9 protein-coding genes are annotated in these 13,062 nt (G+C 66.6%); 2 read left to right on the top strand and 7 right to left on the bottom strand.

Annotated features, from left to right (window positions below; all coding sequences use genetic code 11):
• Positions 1-3: 3 nt before the first annotated feature.
• The 7 genes from ADK86_RS41325 to ADK86_RS25005 form a co-directional block, all read right to left on the bottom strand.
• Complete coding sequence (locus ADK86_RS41325) at positions 4-600, bottom strand: DinB family protein (protein WP_078952252.1); 597 nt, start codon at positions 598-600, stop codon at positions 4-6.
• Positions 601-722: 122 nt separating this feature from the next.
• Positions 723-1,991 carry an MFS transporter gene (locus ADK86_RS25030; protein ID WP_053698603.1) on the bottom strand — a complete coding sequence of 423 codons (1,269 nt, stop codon included), beginning with the start codon at positions 1,989-1,991 and terminating at the stop codon, positions 723-725.
• Positions 1,992-2,644: 653 nt separating this feature from the next.
• Positions 2,645-3,400 (bottom strand): SDR family oxidoreductase, encoded by a 756-nt coding sequence (locus ADK86_RS25025; RefSeq protein WP_053698602.1) that lies wholly within the window; start codon positions 3,398-3,400, stop codon positions 2,645-2,647.
• On the bottom strand, positions 3,387-4,067 hold the full coding sequence (locus tag ADK86_RS25020; protein WP_053698601.1) for an HD domain-containing protein: 681 nt from the start codon (positions 4,065-4,067) through the stop codon (positions 3,387-3,389). Before ADK86_RS25020 ends, ADK86_RS25025 begins: the two co-directional genes overlap by 14 nt.
• Positions 4,064-5,620, bottom strand: coding sequence for a GMC family oxidoreductase (locus ADK86_RS25015; RefSeq protein WP_053698600.1), 1,557 nt, complete (start codon positions 5,618-5,620; stop codon positions 4,064-4,066). Before ADK86_RS25015 ends, ADK86_RS25020 begins: the two co-directional genes overlap by 4 nt.
• A 50-nt stretch (positions 5,621-5,670) precedes the next feature.
• Entirely contained in the window at positions 5,671-7,044 is a 1,374-nt protein-coding gene (locus ADK86_RS25010; RefSeq protein WP_078952249.1) for a hypothetical protein, read from the bottom strand.
• The gene (locus ADK86_RS25005; protein ID WP_159393948.1) at positions 7,041-8,114 is read right to left on the bottom strand and encodes a Gfo/Idh/MocA family protein; all 1,074 of its coding nucleotides are present in this window, start codon (positions 8,112-8,114) and stop codon (positions 7,041-7,043) included. The genes ADK86_RS25010 and ADK86_RS25005 overlap by 4 nt, the downstream gene beginning before the upstream one ends.
• 1,901 nt (positions 8,115-10,015) lie before the next feature.
• On the opposite strand from ADK86_RS25005, the gene ADK86_RS25000 reads away from it, so the two are divergent.
• The gene (locus ADK86_RS25000; RefSeq protein ID WP_053698598.1) at positions 10,016-11,290 is read left to right on the top strand and encodes an MDR family MFS transporter; all 1,275 of its coding nucleotides are present in this window, start codon (positions 10,016-10,018) and stop codon (positions 11,288-11,290) included.
• A 353-nt stretch (positions 11,291-11,643) separates the two neighbouring features.
• On the top strand, positions 11,644-12,957 hold the full coding sequence (locus ADK86_RS24995) for an ATP-grasp domain-containing protein (protein WP_159393947.1): 1,314 nt from the start codon (positions 11,644-11,646) through the stop codon (positions 12,955-12,957).
• Positions 12,958-13,062 lie beyond the last annotated feature (105 nt).

The raw sequence follows: 13,062 nt of genomic DNA, 5'->3' as shown, positions 1-13,062 counted from the left end.
GCGTCAGGCTCCCGCGGCGAGGGTGTCACGCAGTTGGTCCAGGTGATCGCGGTCGTGTCCCGCCAGCACCGCCAGCAGTACGCGCAGGGACTCGGCACCGCGGTAGGACAGGACGCCCTTGCGGTCCAGGTCCTCGGAGCTGAGCGAGCGCACCAGCGCGACGGTGTTCCGGCGCGACACCTCGAAGCGCTCCAAGGCGTCCTCCACCGGTTCCACGCTGAAGAACCTGGTCCACGGATCCGAGTCGTAACCGAAGATTTCGGGTGTGTCCTCGGTGAGGACGGAGCGTATACGCACCGCATTGACGGCCTCGTTGTCCGCCAAGTGGTGAACAATCTGTACGGCGTTCCACTCGCCGTCGCCCGGAGCGACCAACAACCGGTCCGCAGGAACGGATTCCACCATCTTCCTGACGGCGCCGGGAGTCGTCTGGAGAAGTTCCACGACGCTTTCGCCGGTGGTCAGCAGCCCGTAAGCCCGGTGCTGTCCAGGAGTGCACGCTCCGCGGGCTATTTCACCTTCCGCCCAGGAACGGATCTTCTGATTCTGCGGGTCTTCGAAAAGCCGGTCAAGGGCACTCGCCCAGTCGATTTCAGACATGCTGTGGCAACTCCGGTCCGAGGATGGAAAAAGGAAACGTGAAGAAGGGGGAGAAGGGGAGGGAAGGGGAAGAAGCGGCGGGCAGCGCAGGCCGGAATGGGAAGCCGGAATCGGCGAAAGAATCAGGCGGGCACGCTCTGGCCCCGGGAAACATCGCGTCTCAGCTCCACTCGGTCACCAAAAAGGCGCTGCCGCAGGAACGCGAACGCAACGACGAACAGGGTGAGGTAGCAGGCCGCTACGAGCGCGTACACCGCGGCGGTGAAAGGAATGCCGCGGTCGCTCGCAAACTCCCCGGAAAGCGGCAGCAGGGCAACAGCGGTGACGGAGACGACGCATTCCTGCGTGATGAACAGCCGTCCGAGGATCTCCTCGGCGCTGCGCATCTGCAAGAGCGTGTCCAGGGTGGTCGCGCCGAGCGTTGTCGCGACTCCCAGCAGCCAGAAGGACAAGCCGGCGACGAACAGGCTGGAACCCGATGCCAGCAGGAGCAGCGCCACGGCGGACAGCCCACAGGCCACGCCGACGAGATAGGTGCGGGTCGCCAGCCGGCGGGCCAGCGCGATGGAGCACAGCGCCCCGACGGCGACACCTCCGTCCAGCACCGCGATGCCGTACGAGCCCCCGTGCACCCAGTGGTTGACGGGGGCGACCAGCACCGCCGCCAGGGCGGTCACCGTCGCGGGCATCCCGCTGAGGACCAGGTGGACGCAGAGCCCCGGAACGGCACGCAGTGCCCGTCCGAGCTGTTGCCAGCTCTCGGAGAGGCTGGTGGGGCGCACGGAGGCGGCACCGGACCGCCCGGTCTCCGGGGCACCGCCCGGCAAGCGGCTGAGCGCGGCGAAGCCCAGCGTACCGACGAAGAAGAACACGGTGAGCACGCAGAGGACAACGCCACTTGAGCAGAAGGCGGCGAGCAGGGCAACTGTTCCCAGGCCGGTGAGTTTTGCTGCCGGCAGATATGCCGAGCGCAGCGCGTTGATCCGTTGCAACTGCGCGGGAGGGGAGACCTGGCGCGCCAGCACGAAGCTGGCAGAACGGTACTGTGGCCGAATGAAGGCCGAGACGACGAAGGCGGCCATCAGCGGCAGCTGCGCCCCGGTCAGCAACAGGAGTATGCCGCCGAGAAAGACCGACACACAGCGCACCGAATTCGTGAGCAGCGCCACGCCGAGCGTGCTGTAGCGGTCGAGTACGCTCCCGCCCACCATTTGCCCAAGGAATCCGACGGCGTATTCCAGGGCTACCAGGAGTCCGAAGGTGGTGGCGCTTCCCGTCTTCTCGTAGAACGCGAGTCCGACTGCCAGGGTGAACCCGCCGACACCAATGTTGGTCAACGTGAACCCTGCCAGGTAGACAGGAATGGCCCGGTCCGCGCGGAGTTGCTTCATAAGATGCGCCGATCGTTTCCCAGAGTGTGCATGAGCCAAGACGGCAAAGCGCGCCTCCCCGAGTGCGGCATATTTCTCTCACTTTCAACCATGTAAGCGCGCGGCTCATGGCCGCCTCACACCCTGCCGATTTCCCCGGTGGTGATCAACCATCGATCTCGGCACCTGAGACGCCGGACTGATTATTTGCCGTTCCATTACGCATGCGGAGTGGGCACGGCCCCCGAACGCCAGGTCCTCGTGCTCAAAGGACGCCAACCCCCGACCAGGTGAGGTCGATCCCCAGATACAGCGGGAAGCCTTCCAGTAGGTCGGCCGCCCGCCTGGGGCGCCGTGAGCACCGGATGCATCAGGAGGTCGGTGTTTGCGTCCGTCTCCGCTGTACCGAGCCCGCGGGTGGTCCACGTCGGCGTGCCCATGCGGACGCCGGAGGTGAACCAGGACCCGCCCAGAGCCCTCCGGCCAACTCCTGTGAATTGCTCACGATCCGCTGTGCGCAGTACCCGAAGTCCGGGCTGCAGGCTTCGGCCACGGGTACGCTGAGGACCCCGCGAGGACCAGCAGGCTCCGGAACCCGCGTGCTGACGACCGGAGTTCGCCGAAACCGAGAAGGGCGATGTCCGGATGGGTGTGGTAGCTGCGCTGCCCGTGTGTCACCACGGGATGTCCGCACCGTCTGTGTCGACAAACCTGCCGTTCAGGTCGCCGTCCGCCCGTGACAGCAGGGCGCTCAGCCGACGGCTTGCCTCCTGGGCCGAGAGCGGTGCTTCCGGCCCTCCCAGGTCGGTCGCGACCCATCCGGGGTGCACGGCGAAGACCGTCGTTCGCCCGCGCTCCGGCCACCAGGAGAGCTTCTTGACGAGCATGTTCAGCGCGGCCTTGCTCATCGCATAGGAGATGGAACCCGGTCCGTCCGTCAATTCCAGTGAGCCCCGGTGGGAGGAGAGGCACATGACCACCCCGGGCGTGGCGGATCGGTCCATGAGCGGTATGAAGCGTTGCAGGACCAAAGCGGGGCCGAGCGCGTTGGTGCAGAAGACCTCCGTCATGGCACTGTCCGAGAGGTGCGGCAGCGGTCCCTTGGAGTGTGTGGGGTGCTCGTCCCGGGCGTGCGTGGCGCCGGCGCAGACGACCAGCTGGTTGATCGTGCCGAAGCGCTGATCGACCGTCTTGGCGGCCTGCTCCACCGAACCGGCGTCGGTGACATCCAGGGGCAAGGCCATGCCGCCGTACGGTTCAAGGACGTGGTTCAGGTCCTCGACGGCCTCCGGCGTGCGGCAGCCCGCCACCACGGTGTGTCCCGTCTTACTCAGCTCCACGGCCAGCGCGCGCCCGATGCCCCTGCTGGCACCGGCGATGACCACGACGGAACCGGACCCGCGCTCCTCCAGCTTCTCATTTCCCGTCACGATTGATTCCGTCCTTTCCGTCCCACTCACTCATGAACTCTTGCAGGAACGACTGCACCACGGTGTGCCGGTGCTCGGCACGCCGTCTCCCGGACGCCGTCGTCATACGGCCTTTCAGCACGAGCAACTTCTCGTGAAAGTGGTTGATCGTGGTCCCGCGGTTACTCCGGTAGGCGTCTTCGGTGGCATGCAGTTCCGGTTCGGTCGAGGGGTCCCACATCGGGCGCCCGACCCGTCCTCCGTACGCAAAGGCCCGCCCGATACCGATGGCGCCCAGCGCGTCGAGACGGTCCGCGTCGCGGACGCACCGGCCTTCGAGGCTCATCTCCGGGTCGGGGACTCCTGCTCCCTTGAACGACAGCGTCGCAACGATGTCGGCCACGTGCTCGACCTCCGTCTCCACGAGTCGCTGTGCACGGCAGAAGGTACGCGCAGCCTCCGCGCCGGCCGTCAGCGAGCCGGACAGCTTGAAGTCGGCGATGTCATGCAGCAGCGCTGCCAGTTCGGTGATGAACGGGTCCGCACCTTCCTCGTGCGCAAGTGCAACCGCGAGGTTACGGACCCGATGCACGTGCCACCAATCGTGGCCGCTTCCGTCACCGCCCAGCTCCCGCTGGGCGTACTCTTCGGCGGCCCTCAGGACCGCTGCGGCCTCGGGCCGGCTCATGCGGCCCGTCCTCCGTTTCGTACCAGGTCCGCGCCCAGTTCGCCGATCATGATGGTGGCGGCATGGGTGTTCGCGGAGACGATGCGTGGCATCACCGACGCATCGATGACCCGGAGCCCTTCAACGCCGTGGACCCGCAGCTGATCGTCCACCACGGACTCGGAGTGGTGCCCCATGGCACACGTCCCCACGGGATGGAAGACGGTTTCGACGTGGTTGATGATGTACTCCTTCAGTTCTGTGCTGGTCACGGCATCCGGGCCGGGAGCGAGTTCTGGGCCTCGGAAGGGGGTGAAAGCCGGCATGTGCGCCAGCTCGCGTGCCATGCGAATGCCGAAAGCCAATGCTCTGGCATCGTCCTCGTCGGCCAGGAAGCGCGGATCTATGCGAGCCGGATCCCGGGGGTCGGCGGACCGCAGTGTGACCTGCCCTTCGCTGCGCGGCTGCAGCAGCGTGGGCGCGATGGTGAATCCCGGCGCGCCGGGATCCCCCACCAGTGAGGCGGGCCCCAGGTGCAGGTCGCGGAAGAAATGGAACTGCAGGTCCGGTCCGGCCACACCGGTGTCCCAGGGGGTGGACAGGAAGAGCCCGACCTCGCCGACTGCCGCCTCTTCGGCCGGTGTCCGCGAGGCGTAGGCGACACCGGTGATGAGGTGGTCTTGCAGGTGCCGGCCGACGCCGGGGAGGTCGGCCACGCAATCGATGCCGTGCTCCCGAAGCGCGTCCGGGCGCCCGACCCCGGACAGCATCAGCAGTTTCGGGGAGTCGATGGCTCCGGCACACAGCACGACTTCCGCGCGGGCGACGGCCTCGTGCATCTGGCCCTCACGCGAGTACTGAACGCCCCGTGCCCGGCTGCCGTCGAAGCACACCCGCGTGGTGAGGGCGTCGGTCGCCACGCGGAGATTCGGTCTGCCGAGCGCCGCGCGGAGGAAGGCGGTGGAGGTGCTGGCCCGTGTGCCGTCGGGGCTGACCGTCACCTGGTGAAACCCGGCGCCGTTCTCCTGACGTTCCCCGTTGAAGTCCATGACCGGTTCGTCGAACCCGAACTGCGCCACGGCTTCGACGAAGGCGAGCTCGGTACCGGTGGAGTCCTCTGCGGACTTCTGCCGCACGGCGAGTGGACCGTCGTGCGCGTGGTGCTCGGAGCCCGGACCGTCGTAATGCTCCGACTTGAGAAAGTAGGGGAGTACGTCTCGGTAGCCCCAGCCCTTGTTCCCCAGCGACTGCCAATGGTCGAAGTCGCGTGGGTTGCCGCGTACGTAGAGCATTCCGTTGATCGAACCGCTGCCCCCGAGAACGCGGCCCCTGGGACACGGCACGGCCCGTCCGCCCAGGTGCTGCTGGGCGGTGGTCGTGTAGGACCAGTCGTACTCGGAGCCCCACAACTCACGGAATCTGCCGGCGTCGTGGATGCCCGGTGCATCGTCCCAGGCACCGGCCTCGATCAGGAGCACGTTCACAGCCGTGTCCTCACTCAGCCGACTGGCCACGACACAGCCGGCGGAGCCGCCTCCCACGATGATGTAGTCGAACTCGTTCGTGCTGTTCACGAACCTCTTTCCTTCCTCACGGCGGCGCGGGCGAGCTGCCCGTCGGGCGTTCAGACGCGCTCGGCGGCAGGCTGCACAAGCTCGATGCGACGCACCAGGTCGAGCAGGCATTCATCCAGTCCCGCACGCTCCAAATCCGGCGCGGTGAAGCAGTAACGAATTTGCGTCAGACGGCTGCGCAGTTCCTGGACGGCGGCGCGGCCGGCCTTCGGGGAGTCGCCCCCGACCATCACGCCGATCAGCACATCGGCGAGCATCCCGACTTCGTCCTCCGTGGCGCCGTAGCGAGTCAGTTCGGCCACGGAAAGACGGAACGCCGGGTTCGGGATGCCGGGCAGCGCACCGAATCTGTTGACCCGCACCCCGCTTTCCTGCAGTCGCGCGGTGATGTCGAGCGCAGCGTAGCCGGACACCGGATCGACCCAGACCTGGTGGCACGCAGTGTGTCCACGTGATGCCCCGGCCACCTTCAGGCCCCCGTCCGCCAGCCGGCGAGCCAGGCTCCGGGCGTTGGTGAGGATGTTCTGCGCGTACGCCTGCCCTCCGCACTTCAGCATCTCCAGCAGGGTGACGGCCAAGGAGACCACCGCAGCCGGCTGGTGCTGGCTGATGAGCACGGCGGCCGCGGCATCGATGCGCTCCGCGATCGCGGCGTCGTTGGTCGCCAGGAAGCCCTTGTGCGGCCCGGGAAGCGTCTTGTGAGTGGACCCGCCATAAACGTGTGCTCCGCTGTCCAGCGGGTTGGCCATGGCTCCGCCCAGAATGAGCCCGTTCACATGGCTGGAGTCGTAATGGATCAGCGTGTGCAATCCCAGGGCATCGACCAGGCCCCGGAGGAGCCGCGGATCCAGAGGAAACAGCTGGGTGGACTGGTCGATGTAGATCAGCGCCGGCGGATCGTCGGCGAGCACGGATTCGAGACGGTCGATGTCGACCTCGTACGGCCCGTCCATCGGGAGCACACCCATCCGCAGGCCCAGGCGCTCTCCCAACGGGAGCGTGCTCGCATGTCCTCCGCAGTCCGGGGGGACGCACAGCACCTTCTCACCGCGATCGGCAAGGGCGGCGAGCGCGAGTGTCATGCAGCTCAGGCCGGACAGCGCCTTGACGTTGACATGGGCGGCTTTGCTCATCCGCCGCAACAACGGCTCCAGGATGCCGGTCTCCACCTCGCCCGGTTCCAGCCCTCCGAAGAAGGCGTGGACGCCGTACTTCGGCAGGTCGTCGAAGAAGTAGCGTCCGTACATGTCGAGCACGAACGGCAGCCGGGCCAGTGGGGAGAGTACGTTCTCGCTGGGAGCGAGGTTGACGGCGGTGCGGGCAGCATCCTCGTGACGCTGTACCAGGCCGACGATGTCCGCGAGATGGTCGGTGTGCAGCAGCTGCGACGAAGCCGGTGCAATGTGCGGGTATCGCGTGGTCATGAGGCTCCCGCCAGCGCGGCTCCGCCGCGGGACGAGGGCAGGTCGACGGGCGGGAGTGCCACCGCGGCCTTCCCGCGCAGGGAGGTGTACAGCGCGTCGGTGAGAGCCATCACCTGCAAGCCCCGCAGGCACTCCGCCCGGGCGATCCGCGCATCGCCCATCGAGGCGAGGAATGTGGTGAGAACCTCGCCGCCCGCGCCGGCTGCGGAGCGAGATTCGGTGCGGACCTCGGTCTCCTCGCCCGTCTTGTCGCGGCGGCGGAAGATGCCCGGCGCGACCGTGAGGCTTCCTTCGGTGCCGGTCACCGACAGGCTTTCATGCTTGCTCGATTCGCAGCGCGACAGGAAGATCCGGCCGACCAGCCCGGATGCGTACTCCAGGATCGCTGCTGCGCTTTCCTCAACCGTCAGGTTCTCCGACCCCGTGCGCCCGGGAACTTGGACGGCACGAACTGTGTGCGGCATGCCGAAGTACGACACGATGAGGTCCAGGGTGTGGTATCCCATGTCGAGCATGGCTCCACCGCCCGCCTGCTTCTCGTCTCCCCGCCACGTATTGCCATAAGGGTGGGTGTTGAGGTGGTAGACCGCTTCGAAGTGCCGCAGCGCTCCGAGGTCGGGCAGGGCCTCCTTGGCTTGGGTGAATACCTTGCTGAACTGCCGTTGAACAGCCAGCCGCAGGAAACCGTTCTCGTCGTCGATCAGTTGAGCGAGCCGGTGTGCCTCCTGCACATTGAGTGCGAACGGCTTCTCTTTGAGCACTGCCACGCCAGACCGCAGCAGGCGCTCGGTGATTGCGAAGTGTGTGTGGTGAGGTGTGGCGACGATCGCCATGGTCGGGCGGGTGGCGGTGAACGCGGCGTCCACGTCAGAAAAGACCGGAATGCCGACCGGTAGGTGTGCCGCGACGTCCGGATTGGTGTCGCATGCCCCGACCAGTTCGATGTCGCGGCACCGCACCAGTGCGGGAAGGTGTCGTTTGAGCGAGCGGCTACCGAGCCCGACTATCAGGCACCGTTCCTTCTGCGTACGGTGCCTGGCATCCCGACCGGTGCCGGTGGTGTCAATCAACGTGAAACTCCCTTTGCAACTCGGTGGTTCATATCGAAGTGCTTCAGCCGCACAGCAGGAATGTGTTTCAAGTGCGGCGGAACCGTCGTACCACTGGAGGATTCGAAAGGTCTCGCGGAGCGCGGACGTGGCTGCCATGGCCACCGGCCGACGCCCGTCCTGGTACGTCAGGAACCTTTCGATCTCATCCGTCGAACCCGGAGTGGGCGAGGGCGGCCGTGGAACCGGCGTTGCAGTACGCGTACCCAGATTCCAGAGCGACTTCGGTGTCCAGCCCACTGACCAGGGCCCCGGTTCGGGCTACTACGCAGAACTCGTGAGCGGACAGGGCTGTTTGTACGGATACCGCTGCGAAAGCTTCTCCGTACCGAGCAGTGCCTGATGGCCGCCGATGAAGCCGTTGAGCTTCGGGAAAGCCGCACTCCGTGCAGCAGTCCGCGATGCCTGCCTCTTCGGCGAATGCGCCGTACGACGCATCGTTCGCTTCGACGACTGGAACGCACCATCTCTTCGCAAGCAATCGGAAGGAAGCGGTCAGTGCGCAGCACGACTGTTCTCCTATTTTGGGAATCCCAACGTCTCCAGGCGTGCCGGCGCATACACCATGTGGGTCGGTAGGCGCGCAGCCCGAATCCGGCGGATGAGAGCCAGTGGGCAGCGTCGCCCACAACTGAGAGCCATCCGGCGTCCGCTCTGGATGGTGTCCTGAACATCGAAAGCGCGGCGCAAACGCCACTGAGCAGTTCGATGTGAGCCGCGACTGAAGAGGTGAAAGACGTCGGAACGGCGCTGTTCCAGGAAGGATGGTCGACGCAAGGTCACAAGGTGCCGGCCCGACAGCAGAGTTGCGTCCTGAATGAGGAATGCCTTGCCATCGCTCCGGACGCCCCATGACGAGTAAACAGAGACGCGCCATGACCAGAACGGTGTTGCTGCCCGAGTGCATCGCTCTCGGGCCAGGACAAGGCTGCTTTGGCCGCTGATCAATGTCAACCCCGCAGATGGCCGGGGAAGTCCGGGATTCAACAGCCGAGGCTGCGGGGCGAATCATCCGGCCGGCCCCGTCGAGGGGGAGAGTCTCGAGTTGCCAAGGTTGACCCAAGGGGGGCTTTGTTTGGGGTAATGGGAGGGTAAAGCGACTCCGGCTTACTCGCAGGTAGATCACCAATACCCCATTTATCTGCGCCGGTGGGCCCCGCCATCCCTTCCGCAACCGGACGTAGCCCTGCCCATGCGGCGTTGACATGGGTTTTGCCGCGGTGATTCGGTGTTGATCGCACCGGTCGCCCGTGCAGGCGGGGCCGCTGCGCCCCCGGAACATCGATTCCCTCGATGCCGATCTTCCGTGGCGGCACCGGCAGTTGCTCACACGATGACGTGGCCGCGCAGCTCGAGGGCCCGTCCATACCGCTGCCCGCACCGTCGCCCTGCCCAGGGGCGGAACAAGAGGTAGACATGTCCCACATCGAGGCGTCGTGCGGTGGATCGCTCGCCGGCACCACGGTGCCGGACGCCACGGCGACGTTCTGCACTGCTGCCTCCCGGCACCCGAACGCTGAGACCGTTGTCTCCGGCGTCGCGTCGGCCACTTACCGCGGCCTCGACCGGTCGACCGGGACACTGTTAGGCACCCGGCCCCATGCCGGCAACGTCACACTCCACGACCCGGCCACGATCCCCCTGCCCAAGTGTCGCGTCCGGCAGTGTGATCACGCCCGGCAGGCCGGGAGGGCCGGGCGCGCCAGTGGCTACCTGACCGCCCCCTCCACCAACATGGTCGCGGCCATAGAGGCCGGCAGCCCTCCGGATGCACGATCACCTCCGGCCACTTCGGTCACCAGACCCCCTTTCCGAACTACCTGCCGGAGCAGCATGCTGATCGAGGACCTGGGAGCCGTCGCATGAGGCGCATCCCCCTTCTGACCGCCTTCGGGCGCGCACTCAAGGACGGAGTGTCGGGTCTCCCCGGACAGTTCTGGTGGCTGTGGACCAGTACGCTGGTCAACCGTCTCGGCAGCTTCGTCACCACGTTCCTCGCGCTGTACCTCACGGTGGAGCGCGGCTATTCGGCAAGCTACGCAGGACTGGTGACCGCGCTGTACGGGCTTGGCGGCGCGGCGGCCTCGGTGCTCGGCGGGGTGTTCGCCGACCGCATCGGGCGCCGTCCGACACTGCTGCTGTCGCAGATCGCGACCGCGCTGTCCACCGCAGCACTGGGTCTGGTAGAGGACCCAGTGGCGATTGCCGTGGTGGCCTGCGTGGTGGGAATCTCCAGCAATGCCTCGCGGCCCGCAGTGCAGGCGATGATCGCCGACCTGGTGCCTGCCGAGGACCGGACCCGGGCGTTCTCCCTGAACTACTGGGCCATCAACATCGGGTTCGCCGTCGCCTCGTCGGGCGCCGGCTTGCTGGCCCGGCACGGCTACCAACTGCTGTTTCTCGTCGGCGCGGGAGCGACCCTGCTGTGCGGCGTCCTGGTCTTCGTCAAGCTGCCCGAGACACAGCCGGTGCCCTCCGCCCCGGCCCACGGTACTGCTGCGCCCGGGCAAACCAAGGGACTCGGCACGGTCGTACGAGACGGACGGTTCATGGCCCTGACCGGCCTGTCGTTCCTGATCGCCCTGCTGTTCCAGCAGGGCTCCACCTCCCTGCCCCTGAGCATGAGCCAGGAAGGCATGTCCAGTACCGACTACGGACTGGTCATCAGCGTCAACGGACTGCTCATCGTGCTCCTCCAGATCCCGGTGACCCACCTGATCGACAAGCGCAGCCCCACTGCGCTGCTGGTGCTGTCCTGCCTGCTGTGCGGTGTCGGCTGGGGCCTGACCGCGTTCGCCGGTTCGGTCGCCTTTTACGCGCTGACCGTAGGGGTGTGGACACTGGCAGAGGTCATTCACTCGCCCACGAACATGGGCCTGGTGGTATCGCTGTCCCCCGCCCAAGCCCGGGGACGCTATCAAGGCATGTATGCCCTGGCCTGGCAGTCGGCCTCGTTCGTCGGCCCCCTGCTCGCCGGCCTCGCCATCGATCGATTCGGCGATACCGCGTGGTGGTTCGCATGTGCGGCAATCAGTATCGCGGCCGCAGCCGGATACCGGCTGCTGCGCCAAGGGGGCGGACCCACCGCAAGTGCGGAGGCCGAGTCGGCCGCACCGAAGAAGCTGGCAACCGGATGAAGCCGCCCCGCGCCCGCACCTTCAGGACGGGGACCGACAGCGAACGGAGTCCCTGAGCGAGATATACGACCAAGGGCACGGCACTGCCCTGGACGACACGCACAGGGCAGCGGACCCGCTCACTCCCGACATGGAACCCACCCGCTTCAGCGGAAGCGTTGCTTCATGCCTGCATGCTTCCGTTCGCGCCAGGGTGCCGACGAACCCGAAGGATGACGCGATGCGCGACATGATGCTTTTGATCATGGTGTCCAGAGTCCGCTCGGGGATGCCCACCATCGAGTAAGGGGGCCGTGGCTTCGGTGCGCCAAGTGCCTGCCCGTTCCTCCGACCAGAAGAAACAGAAGGTGATCATGCACGAACATGCGGACAGGCCCCTGCTCGTTCTCGTGGCCAGCGGCCGGCAGGAGTACCGGGAGGACGCGCTCGCCTCCATAGCCCGTCGGTTCCGCGTCCATCTGATCGAAGGCGCCGAGCCGACCTGGCAACGGCCATACCTCGATTCCTATGACGTGGTTCCGGGCTTCGAGGAGACGACGCTCATCCCCTTGGGACAGCGGCTTGCCGGGCAGCGGACCGTGGCCGGAGTGGTGTGCTGGGACGAGGCCCGGATCCTCCCGGCGACCGTGCTCGCGGACACCCTGGGACTGCCGTCCGCGGGCACGGAGGCGGTCCGGTGCTGCCGTGACAAATACGCGACACGGAAGAGGCTGGCCGAACACGGCGCCCCGCAGCCGCGGTTCGCTCTCGTCTCGGACGTGGACGGTGCACGCGAGGCCGCTCGGCGCATCGGGTACCCCCTGGTGCTCAAGCCGCGATCGGCGGCTGCGAGCCTCGGCGTCGTACGTGTCGAAGGTGAGCAGGAACTCAACGAGCAGTTCACGTTCGCCAGCGGCGCCTCCATCTCCGGCGCCCCGCAGCACCAGGACCCCGTGCTGCTGGAGGAATTCGTGGGCGGAGCCGAAGTCAGCGTCGACTCGCTCGTGGAGGACGGTGCCGCCACGCCGCTCTTCGTCGCGCGCAAGTCCGTCGGCTTCGCGCCGTTCTTCGAGGAAACCGGCCACGAGGTCTCCTCCCACGACCCGTTGCTCGACGACCCGGAGTTCACCCAGGTCATCAAAAAGATCCACCACGCACTCGACTTCGGCTGGGGATGGACTCATGTCGAGATGAAGCTGACGGAGCGGGGACCCGTTCTGGTGGAGGTCAACGCCCGGATCGGCGGTGACCTGATTCCCCGGCTGGCATACCTGGCCCACGGAATCGACGCCGCCGACCTCGTCGCCGATGCGGTCCGCGGAATCCGGCAGCCGCTCCCGCAGCCCACACCCACCGCCCGCCGACCGGTCGTGGCGGCGAGCCGCTTTCTCTACCCTGACCAGGACGATGTCGTGGTCGAGTCAGTCGCCTTCGACGAGACCGCGTTGCCTGCCGGTATCGACCGCGCAGTCGTTCTCACCGAACCCGGTGCGCATCTGCGGCTACCGCCGGAAGGGCTGTTCTCGGGACGCGCGGCGCTCATCAGCGTAACCGCCGAAGACAGCCGATCAGCGCATGAAGTGCTCGACATCGCCTCCGACGCCCTGCGGTTGCACGTCTCCGACCGGAAGGGGCGGTCTGCGGAATCCCCGTTGCCGAACACATCAAGCAAGGAGTGTGCTCACTGAAGAGCTCTACCTGATGGGCTTGGCCTCGACCTTCGCATGCCAGCAGCTGCCTGACCAGTGTGGATAGACCTTTGAGGTGCTTTCAATGCGGTTCAGCGTTACGCA

The organism is Streptomyces sp. NRRL F-5755, assembly GCF_001279365.1.
Taxonomy (GTDB): domain Bacteria; phylum Actinomycetota; class Actinomycetes; order Streptomycetales; family Streptomycetaceae; genus Streptomyces; species Streptomyces rimosus.
This window is presented reverse-complemented; position numbering and strand designations above follow the sequence as displayed.

Bases quoted from the DNA above. Each gene is read 5' to 3' on its own strand.
- ADK86_RS41325 (WP_078952252.1), bottom strand. From the start codon at position 600: ATGTCTGAAATCGACTGGGCGAGTGCCCTTGACCGGCTTTTCGAAGAC.
- ADK86_RS25030 (WP_053698603.1), bottom strand. From the start codon at position 1,991: ATGAAGCAACTCCGCGCGGACCGGGCCATTCCTGTCTACCTGGCAGGG.
- ADK86_RS25020 (WP_053698601.1), bottom strand. From the start codon at position 4,067: ATGAGCCGGCCCGAGGCCGCAGCGGTCCTGAGGGCCGCCGAAGAGTAC.
- ADK86_RS25010 (WP_078952249.1), bottom strand. From the start codon at position 7,044: ATGACCACGCGATACCCGCACATTGCACCGGCTTCGTCGCAGCTGCTG.
- ADK86_RS25000 (WP_053698598.1), top strand. From the start codon at position 10,016: ATGAGGCGCATCCCCCTTCTGACCGCCTTCGGGCGCGCACTCAAGGAC.
- ADK86_RS24995 (WP_159393947.1), top strand. From the start codon at position 11,644: ATGCACGAACATGCGGACAGGCCCCTGCTCGTTCTCGTGGCCAGCGGC.